Raw genomic sequence first — 20,216 nt, 5'->3', positions numbered from 1 at the left:
TCCCTATTCATGAAGACTCTGCTGCTCCATATCCGAATTCTGGCAACCTTGGTACTAAGAGAGACACGCGCGTCTTTCGGTACCTCCAGCGTTGGCTATCTCTGGGCCATCGTCACACCCGCCATGTCTGTCGGGCTTCTGGTATTCATCTTTTCACTCGTCGATCGGCAACCCCCGTTTGGTACCTCCTTGGCAGTCTTCTTCGCCACTGGCATCCTCACCATTGAGTTCTTCAACAAGCTCTCAAACACTTTGCTGACCTCCTTTTCCGCCAACCGAGCTTTGTTGAATTATCCGCTGATCAAAGAGGCCGATACGCTCTATGCGCGCACGCTCCTGATATCCGCAACATATGTGATGATCATGCTGATCTTCTTCGGCTCCCTGTTTTTCGCCGATGCCGGGGTCATGCCGCAGAACCCGCATATGGTGTTTCAGGCATTTGCCGCCACGATGCTTCTGGGATTTGCCATTGGCACACTGAATGCCGTGATCGCATCGCTTTGGCACAGCTGGCCACAAATTGAGAAAGTGCTCACACGGCCGCTGATCTTCGTGTCCGGGGTCTTCTACCTGCCAAGCCGCCTCCCGACCGAAGCGCAAAACGTGCTCTACTGGAACCCGGTACTGCACTGCGTGGAATGGTTCCGCGAAGGCTTCTACGGCAACTACAACTCTGCGATTTTTGATCCCTACTACCCAATCGCCGTCTCTCTGGGCATCCTGCTCTTTGGTCTTGCCGGGGAACGTTTCACGCGCAAATCGCGGAGCATGGCATGATTGAACTGAACTGCGTCTCCAAAGGTTACAAACTCAAAGGCGTGCGTAAGCAAATTCTGGACAAGGCCAGCATTCGTATTCCCCGCGATCAAAACATCGCCATTCTGGGTCGCAACGGCGCAGGCAAGTCAACGCTCATGCGCGTCATCGCAGGCGTCGAACTTCCGGATAGCGGGCAAGTCATGCGCTCATCAAAAGTCTCATGGCCTCTGGGTTTTAAAGGCGGCTTCAACAGCACCATGACAGGCGTGGAAAACATCAAATTTGTGTCCCGCCTCTATGGGCACGACTCCCGAGCAGTCATTGACTATGTTGCCGATTTTTCCGAACTCGGGAAATCTCTGAAACTGCCCGTGAAAACCTATTCCAACGGCATGAAGGCACGCTTGGCATTCGGCCTGTCCATGGCAATCGATTTTGACACATATCTGATTGACGAAATAACGGCCGTAGGCGATCAGAGCTTCAAGCGCAAAAGCAAAGCGGTGTTTGATGAAAAGCTTTCCGGCCGCCAGATCATCATGATCTCTCATTCCATGCAGACCATTCGTAAGTATTGCTCCGCTGGCCTCTTCCTGGAGGGAGGGAAACTCTACTACTACGACAACATCGAAGAGATCATTCGAGACTATAAACTGATGTTGGCCCAGTAGCAGATCCGGCGCAGCTCTGCGCCTAAGCAGCACCGCCCGAAAACCAAAGCCGTCATTCACCTGCGTTCCCGATGTCCGGATCCTGCGCAAGGTGATCAATCAGGGCACGCACCCGCGTGGTAAGCCGCCGATTTTGCGGAAACAACGCGGCCACGACATAGGGTGTCACACGGTTTTCTGCAAAGAGTTCCACCAACGCGCCCGACCGCAACGCTTCACTTATCGTATAGGCAGGACATCGTGCGATACCCGCGCCCGCCCGCGCCAATTGCGCCGAAGCTGCGGGCGCATTTGCGTGAAACCGCCCCGCGATCGGCACAGCAACGTCTTCTCCGTCAAGTTTGAAGGTCCAGCTGTTGGGTTCTCGCAATCCCCCGTGCAGAATGCATTCATGCGCGGTCAGCGCGCGCGGTGTCTCCGGCTGCCCTTGTCTCTCCAAATATGCGGGCGACGCGCAGACAATCAACGGCATCTTCCCAAGCTGACGCACCTTAAGCGCGCTGTCCCGCATAGGGCCGATACGAACCGCAAGATCAAATCCTTCTTCAACGATGGAGACACGCCGATCTGAGAGACTGAGATCAATTTCCACCTCCGGATGTTTCAGCCCGAACTCTGCCAAAGAGGGCGCAAGTCGCGACGCGCCAAACCCTGTGGGCGCAGAAACACGGATGACACCGCTCAAGGATTTTTGTGTTCTGCGGATGACCTCTTCCATCTCGTCAAACCCATCCAGAAGAGGTTCGCACATCGCGAGATAAGTCGCCCCCGCATCCGTCAAAACAACGCTGCGCGTGGTGCGGTTGAGCAGCTGTACCCCCAAGGCCTCCTCAAGGTCCGCAACATATTTGCTCACAAGCCGCGCCGATTTTCCCAGCCGTTCTGCTGCCTGCGTAAAAGAGGCATTTTGCGCAACTAGGGCAAATGCCCGCATCCGATCAATTTTATCCATGAGATGATTGCGCCCTCTGAGGGCTTAGTGTTTCCCAAAATACAGTCATTATCACAAATCTCTGCAAGACGTAAATATCGGCACAGATTGAAACCTAAACATTGCAGGAGCCCCTCCATGTCTCAACCCGTCCGCATTCATCACTTCCCCAAATCAGGCCACGCGCATCGTGCTTTGGTCTTCGCCAAACTCGCAGGCATCCCGCATGAAACCCTGTATGTCGATCTGGCTGCCGGGGCGCATAAGACCCCAGAATTCCTGGAACTTAATCCCAACGGTCAGGTTCCAGTTCTGGAAGATGGCGACATTGTCGTCGCAGATTCAAACGCCATTCTGGTCTACCTCGCCCGCACATACGCCCCGCAATGGCTGCCAGGCGACGCCGTCAGCGAGGCCAAAGTTCAACAGTGGCTCACACTGGCCGCAGGGGAAATTGCCTTCGGATCGGCCGCAGCACGGCTCATCACCGTATTTGGCGCGCCGCTGGACGCCAACTTCACGGCAACGGTTGCAACCAAAGCGATGCAAAAACTCGAAAGAGGTCTGGAAGGGCGCAATTGGCTTGTCGGTGACCAGCCCACAATTGCCGATGTGGCCGCCTATTCCTACACTGCCCACGCGCCCGAGGGGAACATCTCGCTCGCCCCCTATCCAAATATTCGCGCATGGATCGCACGGTTTGAAGCTCTTGATGGCTTCGAGGCAATGCCCTCCACCCCAGTCGGCCTCCTCGCCTGACCACATTTTATCGGAAACGCAGGGCCGCCTGCGTTTCCACACGCTTTGCCATTTCCCCAATAGGAACACAGGTCCATGTCACATGTCGAAATGCCATTTCATACGGGCGAGCTGAAGGCTCAGCAACGTGCAGGCGCAGGCAATGTCGCTGAGTGGGCCGCGCCATACATCCGCGACCATATGCCGGATCAGCACCGCACGTTTTATCAGGATCAACCCTTTTTGGTCGCCGCTTCCAGTGATGCAGACGGCCACATCTGGACAACTATCATCGAAGGCCAAGATGGCTTCATCCAATCCCCAGACGCCCAAACGCTCCTGCTCAATGCTGAATTGAGCCGCCATGATCCTTTGGCACAGTCCCTGTCTGAACACGCCGACATCGGGGTAGTTGGAATTGAGCTGGCCACAAGACGGCGCAACCGGCTCAGCGGCCGAGCCAAAAAAACGGCGCAGGGCTTGGAAGTCAAAATCCGTCAGTCTTTCGGGAACTGCCCCCAATACATCAGCGCGCGCGATTGGTGGCGTGCGCCCCAGAATAACGAAGGGGCACCACATCATACCCCGCACCTCAACGCAGACCAAATTGCGCGCATCGCTGTTGCAGACACGCTTTTTATCGGCTCCGGTCAACGTGGGGCGCAGGAGCATGCCTCCAATGGGTTTGACGCCTCTCATCGAGGCGGCGCTCCCGGGTTCACGCGGGTCGTCGGCCCAAGCCACCTGCGTATCCCGGATTATTCCGGCAATAATTTCTTCAACACGATTGGCAATATTCTCAAAAACCCCAAGATTGGCCTGCTGTTTGTCGACTTTGCAACAGGAGGACTGCTTCACGTAACGGGACGCGCCAAAATTGATTGGTCCCCCGATGACACATGGGGCTCCGACGTGCTGCGCATCATTGATGTCAGGATTGACCAAGTGATTGACCGCCCATCAGCCCTCACGCTGAGATGGTCCGAACAACCGGAGCAGGCACGCCAGCTAATGGTGACACAAAAAGTAGACGAAGCTGCGGACATCACGTCTTTCTACCTTTCGACCACCGACCAAGATCCCCTCCCGCCTTTCAAAGCAGGGCAACATCTCCCGATCTCTGTCGCTATTCCCTCAACCGGTGCCAAACTGCGCCGCACATACTCCCTGTCAGGCAAATCAGGCGCAGATCAGTTTAGGATTTCGGTCAAGAGAGAGCCCAATGGCCTCGTCTCACGGCACCTGCATGATGTAATCACTGTAGGCGACATACTCGAAGCGCGGCTTCCCTCCGGCGATTTCATCGCACCGGAAGGGACAACACCATTGGTCCTTGTCAGCGCCGGCGTTGGCCTGACCCCTATGCTCTCCATGCTGCATGACGCCACAAATCATGCTACCGCACGCCCTGTCTGGTTTGTACATGGCACACGCAATGGCCAACATCATGCACTGCGCCAAGAAGTCGACCGGCTGATCACAAAGGCACCCCAAGCCACCAAACAGATCTTCTACAGCGCCCCATCGCCGTTGGACCAACAGGGCCGAGACTTCGACATTAAAGGCAGGATCACAGCAAAGCACCTTCTGGCTCTCAATACCGGACCACAGGCGGATTACATGCTCTGCGGCCCTGTTGAATTTATTTCGAAATTGACGTCAGATCTAAAATCCGCAGGCATTGCTGAAAAGCACATTCACTTTGAAACGTTTTAGCCGGCTCACTTACCCTCGGTAAGTTACATTCCGTTCACTACTTTTTGCATTTCGGTGAAAAGACAAAAGACGCGATGGCATGATAGCGTGATCGAGACATTCAACAGCAGGACAACACCATGAAATCATATGTTTTCGCCGCCGCTTTGGCATTGATGGGCTCCCCTTTGCTGGCTGGCCCTCAGTTTGTAGACAAAAACGACTTTGCCGTTTCAGGCTATGACGTCGTGGCATACCGTTCGCTGGATCAAGTTCCTGTTGGACAGTCTCAGCCCGCTGCGATCCCGGGACGGGCCGACATCACAGCCGAGTACAATGGCGCCGTGTTTGCCTTTGCAACTGAGAAAAATAAGAAGAAATTTCTCAAAGATCCTGCATACTACGCACCACAATATGATGGCCACTGCGCTTACGGTGTTGCCAAGGGCGGCAAAGTTCCGGGAAACCCAAATCTGTGGCGGATTGTTGACGACAAACTCTACCTAAACATCACCAAAAACGTCGTTGGCTTCTGGGAAGAGGACATTCCCGGCAACCTGACACTGTCCGAGAAAAACTGGGTCTCCATCGAATCCAACGCGGCATCGACCAATGCCATCCCAGGGTTCAGCACGCCAGCGCCACTCAAGTAAGGCCATAAAGTGAATACGTCCAACACGCGCCGGGTCCTCACCCGGCGCGCCTTTTTGACACTTGGCGGCGCGGCAGCGGTAACAGCCACTGCCGCTTTCCTCGCTTGGCCAACCCAGGCCACAAGCCAGCGTCTCACGGTGGAAGACACCCACCAAAAAGCCGCAAAGGGCGAGATTGTTCTGATTGACATCCGCCGTCCCGACGAATGGGCGCGCAGCGGTGTTCCCGAACATGCCATCCCAATTGACATGCGGCGCAAAGACTTCTTTGAAGCCGCGACCGCTGCGGCGAAAGGAAAACCCATCGCATTGATCTGCGCACGCGGGGTCCGATCCCGGCGCGTCTATCAGAATTTTCACGCGTCCGGTCTGACAAACGTTTTTGACGTGCCAGAAGGCATGTTAGGCTCCTCCGCCGGGCCGGGCTGGTTGAGCAAGGGCCTGCCAACCGTGACATACGACAGGGATAGGTGACCACAGTGATAAAACGCTTGCTCGCCGTCAGCGCAATTGGCGTTCTTGGAGCCTCTCCCGTTTTGGCAGGCTGCGGTGCAGATAGCGCGGCCTGCACACTGAGTGACCGTATTTATGACATCGAACTCCCGGAAACTCCGGCTGCGGGCAACCCGGCGGTGATTTTCATGCATGGCTATGGCGGATCTGGAAAAGGCCTCACGCAAAACCGCGCGCTCGTGAAAAGTGTATTGGAACGCGGCTATGCCTTTGTGGCCCCGACTGGCTTGCCCATGGGCGAAGGTCGGCGCGGATTTCGATGGGCTTTCCGAGGCCCGGAGCAAGCCCAAGAAATCAACTTCCTCAAGACCCTGAAACAAGACCTCGCTGATCGATTTGACATCTCAAGCGACCAGGTTCTTCTCTCCGGCTTTTCCAATGGTGCCTTCATGACCGTCTATACGGCCTGCGAGACACCTGATGCTTTCGCCGCCTATGCCGCAGTCGCTGGAGGCTTCTGGCGACCTCACCCACAACGCTGCGCTGCACCGGTCAATCTTCATATGACACACGGCTGGGTAGATCCAGTTGTCCCACTTGAAGGCCGCATCCTTCGTGGCACATCACGCGATGATTCCAATGCGCTTGTTCAAGGAGACATTTTCCAAACACTGGAAATCTTTCGCGAAGCAGGAGAGTGCACCCGCAACCGGCCCGATGAATTTTCGGTATCGGGCCGCTATCAAATTCGCGGTTGGACAGATTGTAGCGCTGACACCACAATTCAATTTGCCCTGCACCCCGGAGGTCATCGGGTGCCGTCCGGTTGGGCCGATCTCGCAATCGACTGGTTTGAAACGCGCTGAACAGTGCGGCCGCTTGCCTACTCTGCCGCCGCAACCGGGGCTTGCTTCAACTGCTTCTCCACCTCCGAACGCGCTTCCTGTGCACGTGCCCAAATCGGCGGCACGTGGAGCGATTGCGGCGTGTTCAGGCGTCCGGACTTAAAGCGCAGCTGACTGATATTGAGCCCGCTCAAGGCAGAAAGCGGCACAGAAAAGGCAAGGCTGATCGCAATAGGTGACAACCAGACAGAAATACCCCCACCAAGAATACCCACAGCGAGCAAAATTCCGAGTACGGTTTCAATCCAGTGAAACCGCAACAGGGAGCGCAGAGCAAACCGTTTCGCCGTCCTGCGCTGGGGTGCCCACGTGACAGGCCGCCCTAACAAGATGCGCGCAACCGCCATGCTTTGCTGAATCATCATGATGGGCGCATAAAGCACAGAGGCCACCACCTCCAACAACACGCCTCCTAACAGTGCCCGAGATCCCCCAAACCGGCGCCTGATCCGGCGCACAGACATAATCATGGTTGTGGCAACGAGCTTAGGAAGCAGCAAAATCCCATACATAAACAACAGGAAAGACACCGCCTGCGAGGTATTCATCTCAGGCCACAAAGGATAGAGCGGATTTTGCTCCGAAAAATATCCTTCCGGTGTCATGTCGGTCAGTCCCAAAGCCGACCAAACCACCAACAGAAACAACCAAGCCGGGGACATCAGATAGCCCAGCGCACCAAAGAACAAATGCAGCCGCGATACCGGATGAAACCCTTTGGTCCGCAACAGCTTCAGATGTTGCATATTGCCCTGACACCAGCGCCTGTCCCGAATAATGTAATCCACAAGCGTGGCCGGTGTTTCTTCAAAGCTCCCTCTCACAGGCAGAAACCGCACCGCCCACCCGGCACGGCGCAACAATCCAGCTTCGACAAAGTCATGTGACAGGATCATCTGCTCACGTCCGCGCCAGGTCTTGAGATAGGGCAAGCCAGCAGACCCCGCAAAAGCTCTTGTGCGAATGATCGCATTATGGCCCCAATAGTTCGCTTCATTTTCCGTCCAAAGAGCCAACCCTTCGGCCAAAAGCCACCCATAAGTGGCCGAGGAAAATTGCTGTACACGCCCATAAAAGCTTTCCGCACCAATCAACGAAGGGAAAGATTGAATAAGCCCAGCAGACGAGTCCCGGCGCAGCGCTTCTGTGAGTTCTATGATCGCGCGCCCACTCATCAGACTGTCCGCATCCAGAACAAGCATCGCATCATAGCCTGCCCCCCAACCGCGAATCCACTGGGCCAGATTCCCCGTCTTCTTATCGACGTTTTCAGCACGGCGGCGATAGTGCAGACCAACCTTTTCTGGGCACACACTGCGCAACCATTGAAACGCCCGCCACTCTTGTTCCGCGATCTCTTCTCCTCTGGAATCAGAGAGAATAAACAATGAAAACCTGTTGTCAGAATGCAGGCGACTGATGTCCGCCAACATGGCAGCTGCATTGCCAAAAACATCCTTCGGGCTTTCATTATAAATCGGCACCAAAAGCGCAGTCGTGAGTGCAGGCGCGTCCGTTGATTGGTTTTGCACCAGCCCATTGCCGCGTGCCCTGCGCATGACCGCCGCAGCCACCGAGGCCACATTTAAGGCAATCCACGCAAAGGTCGCCCCGATGATGACCAGCAAAACAAGCTCAAGCCAATGGATCCCATTTTGCGCAAAAAAACCGGAGAGCAGTAGGATCAGGCACAGAGTGCCTGCCATCGCTCCCCCAAACACCATCACGCGCCAAAAGAGAGGTGAGCGAAAATCCACAGACGTCTCTGCGTGAAGCGCCGCCCGGAAGTCCTGTATATGAAAATCCAGAGGTGCCGGGGTGGGCATATCGCTGCGTTGCTCGGCCTGATCCAACATCACTTGGTCCACCGATAGAGCCATGTTTCCGAAAGAGGCTCAGTCCCTGACCGAAGCTGAACACGGAACTCCGCGACCGTGGCGTCGCCGGGCTCAAAGGTGAAGGCCAAACGGGGGCCACCGGTATCCGGGTTGCGTTGCACAACCCCCTGCGTCACCTCTCCCGCACTGCTGCGGACAATCCGGTCGATTGTGCCAAAGTCTTCTGGGAAGCGTGCGTCCGCCTCAAAATCAATGGCAAAGACAATGCCGCGCTCAAATCCCTTCCCCGCGCGCGTGTTCAGAACTTTTGGAAGGTCCGGTACACCCGGCGTTGTCTCAGGCCCCCAATAGAGGTCGTATGAAAACACCGGTGCATCCCCAGGCTGCAAAGGGGTGGCGGGCCGCCAATAGGCTACAATATTGTCATAGATCTCTCGATCCGTGGGGATTTCAACCAGCGCTACGTGGCCACGCCCCCAATCCTCACGCGGTTTCACCCAAAGACCGGGGCGCCGATGATAGAGCGCCTCAAGGTCGTGGAAATCGGAAAATCTGTCGGCCCGCTGCATAAGGCCAAAACCACGCGGATTGTTGTCCTGAAAGCCACTCACCTGAAGCGCTTTGGGATTGGCCAGCGGACGCCAAATCGTTTCCCCTGCCCCATTGAGCATCAGGAGGCCATCGCTGTCATGCACCGCAGGGCGAAAATCCGAAAACCGATCACGGTTGGTTTCGTCAAATTGAAACATGGACGTCAGCGGGGCGATACCCACATGCTGCATCTCTTGGCGGGGGAACAAACGGGCAGTCACCCCCATATGCAGCGTCTCACCCGGCGTGATCTCAAACGTGTAAAGCCCCGCAACAGAGGGGCTGTCCATTTGAGCATGCACCAATGTCGTATTCTGCCCCGGTTCTGGAGCTTGCACCCAAAACGCACGAAAATCCGGAAACTCTTCCCCGGAAGGCTCTGCCGTATCAATGGCCAGCCCACGTGCGGAAAGGCCATAGATCTGCCCGGTGCCGATCGCGCGAAAATAGCTTGCCCCTTGGAAGACAGCAAATTCCGTATGAATATCCGCCCGCTCCAAAGGCCCGCGCAATCTCAGACCGGAATACCCCATGCCAGCGGTTGGCAAGTCTGGAAAATCATCTGTACGATCAAAGGCTTCAATCTCAAAAGGAACCCGCTGTGCCACATTGTCCTTTACAACATGCACATCCACGGGCCGCGGAAAATACAGGCCCGCCGGAAAGACATCCAACCGCAGTGGCACATCGGTGCCTTCCCAAACAGCATTGCGCGGATCAAACCAGATTTTCCGGTACTCGTCATACGACAGTGTCTGCCAGGCGTCCGGCACAGCTGGCATAGGCTTATAAGCCGCCTCGGCCAGCGCCTTGGTTTGCGCAATCAGCTCTGCCAAATCAAAAGGCGTGGATGCGCCCAAAGACAACCGGTCTGCCCATGCAGGGCTTGCGGCAAGCGCGGCCAATCCCGTCAGAAACTCACGCCGACGCATGCTGCACCTCTTTGGCTTTTTTGACTTTCCAAGGGTGCGTTTTGAACCATCCCGCACCATAAGCAACAGCGACGATCAAAGTCGCTCCCAACAAGTTAACCCACAACATGGTCCACGGCGTCCGCCCAATAACATCCAAGATCATTCCCAAAACCCGCGCAATCAGCATTGACGCGGTAAACACTGCAAGGCTCTGCTGGCCTACTTTCATAATGATAGCCAGCATGACGGTCCAGACACGAGCGAGGAAACCGGCCTGTTGCGGCGGTAAAATGCGCACGCCACGTTCCCCCACCGCGACCCATGCAAGATAGGCGGTTGCCAAGAAATGCACGTACCGCAGCGCGCCAAAATCGGATTTGTTGATCAAAACGGCCCAATCACTGCGCCACGCTTGAATCTCCGGGCTCACACCAATGATACGGAAGTAGGCAAATGGGAGCGTTACCAGCACAACCGCCACTGCGATTACGATAAGCCCCCGATGAACGGGCGGTTTTGGAAGCCAGCCTGCCATCAAGGCAAAGCCGGTAAAGAATATCAGCTGCCAGCCAAAGGGATTAAAAAACCATTGCCGATCTGACCAGGGCTCGGCGCTAAACCCAAAATCCCAAATCTGCGTGCAAAACCAAAGCGCAACAGAAGCTGCCATCGCAAGCGCCACATGCACATTTTTTAACGCAATGATCACAGGCATCATCAACAACACGACCATATACATGGGCAAAATATCGAAATAATTTGGCACCCAACGCAATGTCATGAAACTCAGTAAGACATTGGGGTTACTCCACTTTTCACTCTCTGCAAAAAGTGCCCAAAGGTTCAGTTGCCCCCAGTAATTGCGCGTCGTGACATCCAGTTCGGTCATGTAAATTGTCACCGCAAGCGTGGCAAAGAACAGACCAATATGCGCCCAATAAACCTGCCAAACGCGGAACAGCACACGTGCCGTTCCCAACAACCACCCAGCCCGATCAAAAGTTGCGCCAAAGGCAATGGCGGAAGCCATTCCGGAACAAAACACAAATGTCTCTGTCGCATCAGAGAAACCAAACCGCGCAGGAATCCAAAGGGTCAACCAGTTTCCGGGTGTGTGTGCGATCAGGATGATGAACATTGCGATGCCCCGAAAGAAGTCGAGGCGTGGATCACGTTGTCCTGGCTGTCTTTGGACAGCTGGCGCAGAAGATAGGGCAAAATCAGCAGTGGTCATATGTTCATCTTTAAGGTTTGCGATCTGTGCTTTGGGTCTTACCTATAGTAGGGCAAAGCTGAAACGATGACGCTTGGTATACTGTTCCGCCCGAACCCTCCATATGACCTTGTTCAGCCACATCTTTTATTGTGCAGGCACTTTCATGGTGTCGCCCATCTCAGAGATCTGCAGATACCGGGCTTCCGCAAAACGGTCTTGCTTGCCGCCACGCAAAGCGGTGCGCTCGTCAAGAATACGGCGTACTTTCTCCACATGGCCTGCGCGCAGGCCTGAGTCGATTGTAATCCGCTCAAAAACATCACGCTGCGCATGGGACCCCCCAATCAGCGCCATCCGCGGGCGCGCCGCTTCCAGATTGCGGAAGGCCGTTTCATACCGACCTTCCCCGAAAGCCGCCAAACCACTGGCTGCCGCGGCACCTGGATCCACAACAATCGCATCCGCTTCATTGCCCTGAGTGTCTTGTGTATTGCGCATGCGCCCAATCATACGTCCGCGCGCAGTGTCCCGGCTCTCCCCAGCGAGTGCGAGCATGTAGTGGAGATCAGCAAAAACAAGACATCCGTCTTGCGTCCGGTTTTCGGCCAGCTCAGCAATCTCTTCCCAACGATTGCCCACCGTATGGCCTTCCAGCTCAAGACGCATGAGCAGAGAGGTAGCATTGGAAATGTCGCGATAGTCATCCGTGCGGTCCATGCGCACTTTCTTGTCGTAAAGCGCAAGCGCCTCATCGGGCTGCCCAAGATCAAGATGCAAAAGCGCCTTGTGCCACCACACATGATATCTGAAGTTGTTACAATGCGCCCAACCGGCCTCATTCTCAGACAAAAGCTTGATACCGCGCGCGCTGTCCGCCGTCATATCGTAGACATGCGCAACCGCATGCAGCCCCCATGCATCGTCTGATGCCAGCGACAACCCCTCAAGTCCTGCGGCCTCGGCCTGCTGATAGGCCCCTGTTTCTTCCATTGCGAAGGACAAACAGCCAAGCAGGTATCCCCGCAGAGGATGGTCAGCGCCATGCGCTGGCAGCACACGCTCGATAGAGCGCCGCATTCCTTGGCTATCGCCCAACATGAAGCGAATGCCGTGCCCAAGCTTTGCAGTGAGCGTATCTTCGGGGGATTGCGCCAAAACGCCTTCAAGGATCTGTACCGATTGTGAGGGACGCCCAGACAACCACAGGCCCAATGCCGTCACCCAGGCTTGCTCCCGCGCTGAAACCGGGCGTGCCTGAATTGATGCAACCGCATCACGATGGGCCTCATGTGCGATGTCAACCAACTCCCGTCGCGCCAGCATCAGCAACGCAAAACCTTTCACTGCCAGCGCCATGGCGCACTCAGGGTCTTTGGCGAGGACAGTATTTAGATGCTCGGGCGTAGATGCACCATGTGCCAGAAAGCCGAGAATAACACCATTCCAGTCCTCCAATGCAGATGGGTCCGATAGAGTTATATCTCCAAAACACAGGTCTTTCACGGGCGACACCTCTTCCAAAAGTTACTCGATACATACCAAGAATTTCGACCCCATGAAGCCGAACAGGTATGAGCCAACAAGAACGTGAAGCGGACAAACTATTCCGTGATATCAACGGCTCGAATGTTTCAAACCCTGCTGGATTTTCTACTTTTCGTCAGAGATCAGGCAAGAAATCGCGCGTGACCTGTAACGTGTGCTGCCCAAAATGTGGAGGCGCCTTCCGATACTGCACTGGCGTGCGCGAAAATTTCAAGGGGTTGCCCAACACCGGCACTCTGCTCGCCTGCGAATCTGCATCAGGAATATGCACAACCGCTCCACGCGCCTGCGCCTGATCCGATCCCAGCGCCTGCCGCACGGTCTGAATAGGCCCTGCTGGCACCTTTGCAGCAGCCATTTTCTCCAGCAGGTCATCGCGCTTCATCTTTGCTAACAGGGGATCAATCTTAGCTTTGAGCAGCTCTCGATGCTCCAAGCGACTTTGATTGGTGGTAAACCGGGGGTCCTCTGACAGCTCTGGCGCACCAATAATCTCGGCAAAGCGCCCGAACTGGCTATCATTGCCCACGGCGATAATCGCATGCCCATCTGATAAGGCCACAACATCATAAGGCACGATGTTGGGGTGCGCATTACCACGACGGGCCGGATCCTTGCCGGATACGAGAAAATTCGTGCCTTCATTGATCAACCAGGCCATTTGCGCGTCCACAAGGCTCAGGTCGATATGCTGGCCCTCGCCAGTTTTGTCCCGATGACGCAAAGCGGCCAGGATGCCAATCGTGGCGTACATTCCACACATGACATCTGCAATCCCAACACCCACTTTCATTGGGCGTCCATCCGGCTCTCCGGTCAGCGACATGATCCCGCCATAGCCCTGCGCCATCAGATCGTAGCCCGGCACGTCCCGATTGGGGCCATTCTGACCAAAGCCGGAAATCGAACAATACACCAAATCAGGCCGATCCTTCAGCATAGCCGCATGATCGAGACCAAATTTCTCCAAACCGCCCGGTTTATAGTTTTCGATCACAACGTCTGCTTTTGCCGCCAGCGCTTTGACCAGTCGCACACCTTCCTCGGTCGCAAGGTCCGCAGCAACCGACATCTTGTTGCGATTGGCAGCCACAAAATAGGCCGAGAGATCTGTCTCTCCCCCATTTGTGTCCTGCACATAGTTCGGCCCCCAGCTGCGCGTGTCATCCCCACCGGTTTTGGGGTTTTCAATCTTGTAGATCGTCGCGCCTAGATCTCCCAGCATCTGAGTGGCGGTGGGGCCGGCCAAAATCCTGCTCAGATCCAAAACGACCAATCCCGCAAGGGCCTGCGGCGTATCAGAGGCGTCCATCATAGGCCTCCTTTTCAATAACAGCGGCAATCACGGTGAACCGGTCTGACGTCACAGCATCCTGCAGTGCGGCGCGTAGGGTGTCGCGATCCCTCACCGTCACACCGTCCCCCCCAAGTGCACGCCCCAGCGCCGCAAAATCATGCTGCACAAAATCCACGCCTGCATTGGGCAACTGCCGCTCGCGCTGTTTCTTTTCAATCAACGCAAGCGAGGCGTCGACAAAGACGACAAAAATCGTCTTGAGCTTCAGTTCCGCAGCTGTTGCAAGTTCCCCAGCAACCATCAAAAAGCCGGCATCCCCGGAGAAAGACACCGAAACACGCTCAGGCTCCGCCAGTGACATGCCCATCGCCAGCGGCACCGCGCATCCCATCGTACAAAGCCCGGAAGATTGCACCAGACCACGCGGCTCATAACACTCCCACATTTGGCTCAGCAAAATCCGATGCGCCCCACTGTCGGCACTCGCCACCGTATCGCGTGGCAATATTTGCCGGCAGGTATCCATCACCGCAGCAGGCCCCCAGTTTTCCACCCGTGGGAAAGCCGCATCCAAAGCCGCTTTTGCGGCGTCAATCTCCCCACCAGCCCAGCGCAGGGCGTGGTCAGAGGGCGACACCGCCGCGAGAGCCTCCAGCGCGGCAGCAATATCCACCAATGCGGTTTGCGTCGCATGGTGCATGTAATGCGTGTTTGCCACCGTGGTCAGCTCGATGACCTTCTGCGCGACCGGATCCCAAGGATTTTTCCACCCAACCCGCATTTCAATCGGATCATACCCCACCGCCAGAACCACATCCGCCTGACGCAGGATCGGCAAAAGCAGAGCGTCGGCCTTTGGCGAAAGCCCAGCGCCCCCAAGTGCCAAAGGATGATCTTCCGGCACCACCCCTTTTGCCTTGTAAGTTGTGATGACGGGAATGTTCTGCTGCTCTGCAAAACGCCTGACAGCCTGCGCAGCGCGCGCCTCAATTGCATCAACGCCCACCACCATCACAGGGCGCTGCGCAGCACTCAAATCTGTGGCCATCTGCTTCAAAACCGCCGCCGCAGGCACAACCGGATCATGGGTCGCCCGCAAGGGCGCGCCTTGCGCCTCCACCAGAGTATCCGCCGCGCTGATCGGGACATCAATGTGAACAGGGCCGGGCTGCGGATCCATGGCCAGATTGACCGCCTTATCGGCAATCACCTGCGCCGCATCCGGCACAAAGGTAAAACTGTGTTTGGTAATCGGGCGGAAGACCTGCGGTTGATCCAGCACCTGATGGGTATAGGTCTCCGCTTCACCGGCATCCACGGCACCGGTCAGGACAATCAATGGCACACGATCTTGCCGTGCATTCTCAACAACATTGATACCGTTCAGCGCGCCGGGGCCCACAGTGGCAACAAGAATACCCGGCACGCCTGTGCGGTGGTAAACGCCTTCTGCCATAAATCCTGCAGCGTTTTCGTGCTTGGCCAAAACAAACGTAATGCCCGCTTTTTCGAGCGCATCCACCAAGGTGAGCACCTCGCCTCCCGGCATACCAAAAGCATGGCGGCACCCCGCAGCATAAAGCCGCTGTGCCAATACATCTGCTGCACGAACCTGAGCCAAAGAACTATCTCCCGTTAAGTCACGTTAGCCATACGGGGTGCATTCATCGCACTCAATCGCACTCAATGTAACCCGCGTCACTTTTTCGCGAGAGTGTCTTTGCCCCCTCAAGGGCCGCCACCTCCTGTAAGCCAATATAAAAAGGGATGCTAAAGCGCATCCCTTTCCCTCACACGAACATACAACGACAGCTTTGCGCTGCTATAGCAGCGCAACAGCTTGACCTGTTTTAGCAGACTGCAACGCAGCATCAGCCAAACGCAGAGCATCCAATCCATCTCTGCCATCCGGTGACATGGGCTCGCCGCTATTCAGCGCAGAAATGAACGCATTCAACTCCGCCGCATAAGCATCAACGTAGCGCGTCATGAAAAAGTCATGCAGCGGTGGGCGTGTATATCCATCCGCCGTGGCCACCTCAATGCTGACTGGCCTCTGATTTTCCGCCTGCACCATCCCTTTTGAGCCAAGCACCTCAATGCGCTGATCATACCCATAGGTCGCCCGGCGCGAATTGAGGATGGTGGCCTGCTTGCCAGACGCGGTCGTCAACACAACCGTTGCCGTATCATAATCCCCCAGCTCCCGAATGCTTGGATCCACCAAAGCCGAAGCCGTGGCATAGACCTGCACAATCTCCTCGCTCAACAAAAAGCGCGCCATGTCAAAATCATGAATGGTCATGTCACGGAAAATACCACCTGACACGCCAATGTATTCATGCGGCGGTAGACCGGGATCGCGGGAGGTAATGGTGACCTGCTCCACATCACCAATCTCGCCACTATCGATGGCCGCCTTCAAAGCACCAAAATGCGGATCAAACCGACGATTGAAGCCAATCATCAATTTGGCATCCGTCTCCGAAACAGTCTCCAGACAGGCCCGCACACGCGCTGCGCTCAGATCTACTGGCTTTTCGCAGAAGATCGCCTTGCCAGTTTTGGCAAAGCGTTCAATGAGATCCGCGTGGGTGTCGGTCGGGGTACAGATGATCACCGCATCCACATCAGACGCCGCTTCAATGGCATCAATGCTGCGCACCTCAGCGCCGTAGCCCTCGGCCAATGCCTGCGCTGCTGCATCATACAGATCCATCACCGCAACCAGCTTGGCCTGAGGGTTGCCCCCCACCGCCCGCGCGTGGACCTGCCCGATACGCCCAGCTCCCAGAATTGCAATACGCAATGTCATATCCCTTATCCTCCAATCGTGATGCGCGCGCCTGTCCGGGCACTTTCCGCAATGGCGTGGATCACTTTTTCAAACTCCAATGCAGCCGTGAAATCCGGGTAAGCAGAGCGACTTTCGTCAATTGCCCCCAAGAGTTCCGCCGCCTCGATCACCTTCAAATCGTTGAAGCCAAGCTGATGCCCCGCCGCCGGACAGAAGTGCCCGTAAGGCGCATGTTCCGGCCCTGCCAGAATGGTTTTGAACCCCTGCTGAGCCTTGGGGCCGCTATTCTCATAGAGCTGGAGCTCATTCATCCGCTCTTGATCAAAGCAGATCATCCCCTTTGAGCCATGCACTTCAAACGCAAGCCGGTTCTTACGCCCCCAGGCGGAGCGCGATGTGGAAAGAGACCCCTGCACCCCATTGGCAAAACGCACCAATGCGCTGGCGGTATCTTCGTTCTCAACCTCACCATGCCCCGATCCATCCGGCATGGGTCGCGTGGCATGTACGGTTTGCATATCGCCAATAAGGCTCTCAATCGGCCCCAACAAACCATAGGCCATAGACACCAAATGACAGCCGAGATCGCCAAGCGTTCCGAGACCGGCATCTTCAATGCGCGCGCGCCACGTCCATGGCAGATCGGGATCAGCCTGATAGTCTTCATCCACCCAACCACGGAAGTGCACAGGCGTGCCAATCACGCACTCTGCAATCAGCTCCTGTGCCAGCTTGAAAACCGGGTTCTTGACATAGTTATAGCCCGTTAGGGTCACCACTCCAGCCGTACGCGCCGCGGCTTCCATCTCAGCCGCATCCTCAAGCGTCAGCGCCATTGGCTTTTCGCACCACACATGCTTGCCCGCCGCAATCAACTCAAGCGCCATCTCCTTGTGCAGTTTATTCGGCGTAGTCACCGAAACGATGTGAATCTCTGGATCAGTCAACAGACTCCGCCAGTCATCGCTGGCCGCCTCAAAGCCAAATTGCGCTGCCATTTCCTCCGCCTTGGCAAACGGAGTATCACACAAGGTCTTCAAACGGACAGGAGGCAACCCGCCCATCACCGCATGCACATTCCGATAGGCCAAAGCATGTGTCTTGCCCATATAGCCCGTACCAATGAGGCCAATACCAAGTGAGCCGCTCATCTGTGATTCCCCCTCCAAGAGTATGGAATAAAAATTCCATATCGGCTATCGTCGCACAAAGCCATTCTGTCAAGACCTACGGGAGCCAATATGCAAAACCCAGCCGCGCCACAAAATGTCGAGATGTTTCATCAGCGCCTGCGCGATGTCTCAGACAGCCTCCCAAAACGGATGCGGCAATGTGCAGAGTACTTATCAGCGCACTCTGATCGCATCGCGTTTTGTACGGTGGCAGAGCTTGCAACCGCAGCTCAGGTTCAACCTTCCGCGATGATGCGCTTCTGTCAGGTCATGGGATTTCGCGGCTATACAGAGATGCAAAAGCTTTTCAAAGACTCCGTATCCACGGGATTTCCCGACTATGAAAGCCGCCTGTCCGCTTTGCGAGAAAGCGGTGCTGGCAGCCCATCCGCGCTCTTGGCAGAGTTTGTCGACGCCGGTCGCCTTTCTCTTGAAAACCTGACCAACACCATTGATGCCCGAAGCCTCGACGCCGCTGTAAACCAGCTCAGCAAGGCCAATATGATCCATGTTGTCGGGTTGCGGCGGGCCTTTCCAGTGGCCTCGTATCTGGTCTATGCTTTCGAAAAAATGCAAATCCCAGCGATGCTTCACGATGGTACGGGAAAGCTCAACCATCAGCACGCCATACGCCCTGGCGATGCGCTGATCGCAATCACCTTCGCGCCTTATTCCGAAGATACCGTGTCCTTGGCCACACATTGCGCCCAACAAAACATTCCTGTTGTGGCCATAACCGACACATTGATCAGCCCGATCCAACTTCAAGGTGTCTTACCATTGTGTGTCTCAGAGGTAGACTTCGGAGCCTTTCGGTCCCTGTCAGCGACCCTGAGCCTTGCAATCACATTGGCGGTCTCCATCGGTGCGGAGAAAAACACATAATGTAGAATTTCATGTTGAATTTTTACCAAAATAGAATGTATGTTCCATTTTGTGGCGCTCAGGACAGTGAGTCGCGTCACACTTGCTACATGGGCCAACAGGCCCGTGAATGTCATTGGGAGGACATCATGAAGAAACTTTTGACCACCGTCGCGGCGGCAGCCGTCTGCACGCTTGGCGCTCTGGCACCGGCAGCCGCCGAAGGCGAGAAATACGTTCTTGTCAGCCACGCACCGGACAGCGACAGCTGGTGGAACACGATCAAGAACGGTCTGGCACTCGCAGGTGAGCACATGGACGTGGAGGTGGAGTATCGCAATCCGCCAACCGGCGACCTTGCCGATATGGCACGTATCATTGAGCAAGCTGCAGCCTCTTCCCCCGATGGGATCATCACCACGCTGGCGGACTACGATGTTCTGTCCGGCCCGATTCAAGCCGCGATCGACTCTGGTGTTGACGTGATCATCATGAACTCCGGCTCCCCTGATCAGGCGCGCGAACTGGGTGCGCTGATGTATGTGGGCCAGCCTGAATATGATGCGGGCTATGCGGCGGGCTTGCGTGCAAAGGGTGATGGCATTGGCTCTTTCCTCTGTGTGAACCACTACATCTCCAACCCGGCCTCAACCGAACGCTGCCAGGGCTTTGCGGATGGTCTGGGCGTAGATCTCGGCAACCAGATGATCGACTCCGGTCAGGACCCGTCTGAAATCAAAAACAAAGTACAGGCCTACCTGTCTGCCAATCCAGAAACCGATGCCATCCTGACACTGGGCCCAACATCTGCGGACCCAACTCTGCTGGCTCTGGAAGAAGACGGCTTGAGCGGCGAAATTTACTTCGGCACGTTTGATCTTGGCGAAGAAATTGTGAAGGGCATCAAATCCGGCGCCATCAAATGGGGCATCGACCAACAACCCTTCCTGCAGGCCTATCTGCCAGTGGTTGTGATGACCAACTACCACCGTTTTGGCGTTCTGCCTGGCAACAACATCAACTCCGGCCCCGGCTTCGTAACCGCCGATGGTCTGGAAATGGTGGAAAAATTCGCTGGCGAATACCGCTAACTATTTCCTCCCGCAGGGCGGCCGGAGCAATTTGGCCGCCCTCATTCCATCTGAAATCCTGACGAACCTCGAAAAGGACCCGT

18 protein-coding genes are annotated in these 20,216 nt (G+C 55.8%); 9 read left to right on the top strand and 9 right to left on the bottom strand.

Annotated features, from left to right (window positions below; translation table 11 throughout):
• The first annotated feature begins 9 nt into the window (after positions 1-9).
• The gene (locus tag SHM7688_RS07685; RefSeq protein ID WP_058239358.1) at positions 10-780 is read left to right on the top strand and encodes an ABC transporter permease; all 771 of its coding nucleotides are present in this window, start codon (positions 10-12) and stop codon (positions 778-780) included.
• The gene (locus SHM7688_RS07680) at positions 777-1,433 is read left to right on the top strand and encodes an ABC transporter ATP-binding protein (protein ID WP_058239357.1); all 657 of its coding nucleotides are present in this window, start codon (positions 777-779) and stop codon (positions 1,431-1,433) included. The genes SHM7688_RS07685 and SHM7688_RS07680 overlap by 4 nt, the downstream gene beginning before the upstream one ends.
• A 52-nt stretch (positions 1,434-1,485) precedes the next feature.
• Here the strand turns inward: SHM7688_RS07680 and SHM7688_RS07675 are convergent, their stop codons facing one another.
• A complete protein-coding gene (locus SHM7688_RS07675; RefSeq protein ID WP_058239356.1) occupies positions 1,486-2,385 on the bottom strand; it encodes a LysR family transcriptional regulator in 900 nt (299 codons plus the stop codon).
• A gap of 117 nt (positions 2,386-2,502) precedes the next feature.
• On the opposite strand from SHM7688_RS07675, the gene SHM7688_RS07670 reads away from it, so the two are divergent.
• The 5 genes from SHM7688_RS07670 (at position 2,503) to SHM7688_RS07650 (ending at position 6,769) form a co-directional block, all read left to right on the top strand.
• Complete coding sequence (locus SHM7688_RS07670; protein ID WP_058239355.1) at positions 2,503-3,123, top strand: glutathione S-transferase family protein; 621 nt, start codon at positions 2,503-2,505, stop codon at positions 3,121-3,123.
• A gap of 75 nt (positions 3,124-3,198) precedes the next feature.
• The gene (locus SHM7688_RS07665) at positions 3,199-4,818 is read left to right on the top strand and encodes an FAD-binding oxidoreductase (RefSeq protein ID WP_058239354.1); all 1,620 of its coding nucleotides are present in this window, start codon (positions 3,199-3,201) and stop codon (positions 4,816-4,818) included.
• A 119-nt stretch (positions 4,819-4,937) separates the two neighbouring features.
• On the top strand, positions 4,938-5,450 hold the full coding sequence (locus SHM7688_RS07660) for a YHS domain-containing (seleno)protein (RefSeq protein WP_058239353.1): 513 nt from the start codon (positions 4,938-4,940) through the stop codon (positions 5,448-5,450).
• A gap of 9 nt (positions 5,451-5,459) precedes the next feature.
• Complete coding sequence (locus tag SHM7688_RS07655) at positions 5,460-5,924, top strand: rhodanese-like domain-containing protein (protein WP_058239352.1); 465 nt, start codon at positions 5,460-5,462, stop codon at positions 5,922-5,924.
• Positions 5,925-5,929: 5 nt separating this feature from the next.
• On the top strand, positions 5,930-6,769 hold the full coding sequence (locus SHM7688_RS07650) for a CE1 family esterase (protein ID WP_158500675.1): 840 nt from the start codon (positions 5,930-5,932) through the stop codon (positions 6,767-6,769).
• A 17-nt stretch (positions 6,770-6,786) separates the two neighbouring features.
• Here the strand turns inward: SHM7688_RS07650 and mdoH are convergent, their stop codons facing one another.
• From mdoH to SHM7688_RS07610, 8 genes are all read right to left on the bottom strand, one after another.
• Positions 6,787-8,664, bottom strand: coding sequence for a glucans biosynthesis glucosyltransferase MdoH (mdoH, locus tag SHM7688_RS07645; RefSeq protein ID WP_058239350.1), 1,878 nt, complete (start codon positions 8,662-8,664; stop codon positions 6,787-6,789).
• Entirely contained in the window at positions 8,664-10,169 is a 1,506-nt protein-coding gene (locus SHM7688_RS07640; RefSeq protein WP_058239349.1) for an OpgD/OpgG family glucan biosynthesis protein, read from the bottom strand. The genes mdoH and SHM7688_RS07640 overlap by 1 nt, the downstream gene beginning before the upstream one ends.
• Positions 10,156-11,385, bottom strand: a complete 1,230-nt coding sequence (locus SHM7688_RS07635; protein ID WP_058239348.1) for an OpgC family protein — start codon at positions 11,383-11,385, stop codon at positions 10,156-10,158. The genes SHM7688_RS07640 and SHM7688_RS07635 overlap by 14 nt, the downstream gene beginning before the upstream one ends.
• A gap of 126 nt (positions 11,386-11,511) precedes the next feature.
• The gene (locus SHM7688_RS07630; protein ID WP_058239347.1) at positions 11,512-12,870 is read right to left on the bottom strand and encodes a tetratricopeptide repeat protein; all 1,359 of its coding nucleotides are present in this window, start codon (positions 12,868-12,870) and stop codon (positions 11,512-11,514) included.
• Positions 12,871-13,027: 157 nt separating this feature from the next.
• Positions 13,028-14,224, bottom strand: coding sequence for a CaiB/BaiF CoA transferase family protein (locus SHM7688_RS07625; RefSeq protein WP_058239375.1), 1,197 nt, complete (start codon positions 14,222-14,224; stop codon positions 13,028-13,030).
• Positions 14,211-15,830, bottom strand: a complete 1,620-nt coding sequence (locus SHM7688_RS07620; protein WP_058239346.1) for a thiamine pyrophosphate-binding protein — start codon at positions 15,828-15,830, stop codon at positions 14,211-14,213. The genes SHM7688_RS07625 and SHM7688_RS07620 overlap by 14 nt, the downstream gene beginning before the upstream one ends.
• 201 nt (positions 15,831-16,031) lie before the next feature.
• Positions 16,032-17,024: an inositol 2-dehydrogenase gene (gene iolG, locus SHM7688_RS07615; RefSeq protein ID WP_058239345.1), complete on the bottom strand. Its 993-nt coding sequence runs from the start codon at positions 17,022-17,024 to the stop codon at positions 16,032-16,034.
• Between the two features lie 5 nt (positions 17,025-17,029).
• A complete protein-coding gene (locus SHM7688_RS07610) occupies positions 17,030-18,157 on the bottom strand; it encodes a Gfo/Idh/MocA family protein (RefSeq protein ID WP_058239344.1) in 1,128 nt (375 codons plus the stop codon).
• 90 nt (positions 18,158-18,247) lie between these two features.
• On the opposite strand from SHM7688_RS07610, the gene SHM7688_RS07605 reads away from it, so the two are divergent.
• Positions 18,248-19,063: a MurR/RpiR family transcriptional regulator gene (locus SHM7688_RS07605; protein ID WP_058239343.1), complete on the top strand. Its 816-nt coding sequence runs from the start codon at positions 18,248-18,250 to the stop codon at positions 19,061-19,063.
• A gap of 128 nt (positions 19,064-19,191) precedes the next feature.
• Positions 19,192-20,133 carry a sugar ABC transporter substrate-binding protein gene (locus SHM7688_RS07600; RefSeq protein WP_058239374.1) on the top strand — a complete coding sequence of 314 codons (942 nt, stop codon included), beginning with the start codon at positions 19,192-19,194 and terminating at the stop codon, positions 20,131-20,133.
• Positions 20,134-20,216: the final 83 nt, after the last annotated feature.

The organism is Shimia marina, assembly GCF_001458175.1.
Taxonomy (GTDB): Bacteria; Pseudomonadota; Alphaproteobacteria; order Rhodobacterales; family Rhodobacteraceae; genus Shimia; species Shimia marina.
Note: the sequence above shows the minus strand (reverse complement) of the source record. Positions and strands in the feature narration are given on the sequence as shown.

What these genes read in the sequence shown, in the direction of transcription:
- SHM7688_RS07685 (WP_058239358.1), top strand. Translation starts at nt 10, where the DNA reads ATGAAGACTCTGCTGCTCCATATCCGAATTCTGGCAACCTTGGTACTA.
- SHM7688_RS07680 (WP_058239357.1), top strand. Translation starts at nt 777, where the DNA reads ATGATTGAACTGAACTGCGTCTCCAAAGGTTACAAACTCAAAGGCGTG.
- SHM7688_RS07675 (WP_058239356.1), bottom strand. Translation starts at nt 2,385, where the DNA reads ATGGATAAAATTGATCGGATGCGGGCATTTGCCCTAGTTGCGCAAAAT.
- SHM7688_RS07670 (WP_058239355.1), top strand. Translation starts at nt 2,503, where the DNA reads ATGTCTCAACCCGTCCGCATTCATCACTTCCCCAAATCAGGCCACGCG.
- SHM7688_RS07665 (WP_058239354.1), top strand. Translation starts at nt 3,199, where the DNA reads ATGTCACATGTCGAAATGCCATTTCATACGGGCGAGCTGAAGGCTCAG.
- SHM7688_RS07660 (WP_058239353.1), top strand. Translation starts at nt 4,938, where the DNA reads ATGAAATCATATGTTTTCGCCGCCGCTTTGGCATTGATGGGCTCCCCT.
- mdoH (WP_058239350.1), bottom strand. Translation starts at nt 8,664, where the DNA reads ATGTTGGATCAGGCCGAGCAACGCAGCGATATGCCCACCCCGGCACCT.
- SHM7688_RS07640 (WP_058239349.1), bottom strand. Translation starts at nt 10,169, where the DNA reads ATGCGTCGGCGTGAGTTTCTGACGGGATTGGCCGCGCTTGCCGCAAGC.
- SHM7688_RS07635 (WP_058239348.1), bottom strand. Translation starts at nt 11,385, where the DNA reads ATGACCACTGCTGATTTTGCCCTATCTTCTGCGCCAGCTGTCCAAAGA.
- SHM7688_RS07625 (WP_058239375.1), bottom strand. Translation starts at nt 14,224, where the DNA reads ATGGACGCCTCTGATACGCCGCAGGCCCTTGCGGGATTGGTCGTTTTG.
- iolG (WP_058239345.1), bottom strand. Translation starts at nt 17,024, where the DNA reads ATGACATTGCGTATTGCAATTCTGGGAGCTGGGCGTATCGGGCAGGTC.
- SHM7688_RS07610 (WP_058239344.1), bottom strand. Translation starts at nt 18,157, where the DNA reads ATGAGCGGCTCACTTGGTATTGGCCTCATTGGTACGGGCTATATGGGC.
- SHM7688_RS07605 (WP_058239343.1), top strand. Translation starts at nt 18,248, where the DNA reads ATGCAAAACCCAGCCGCGCCACAAAATGTCGAGATGTTTCATCAGCGC.
- SHM7688_RS07600 (WP_058239374.1), top strand. Translation starts at nt 19,192, where the DNA reads ATGAAGAAACTTTTGACCACCGTCGCGGCGGCAGCCGTCTGCACGCTT.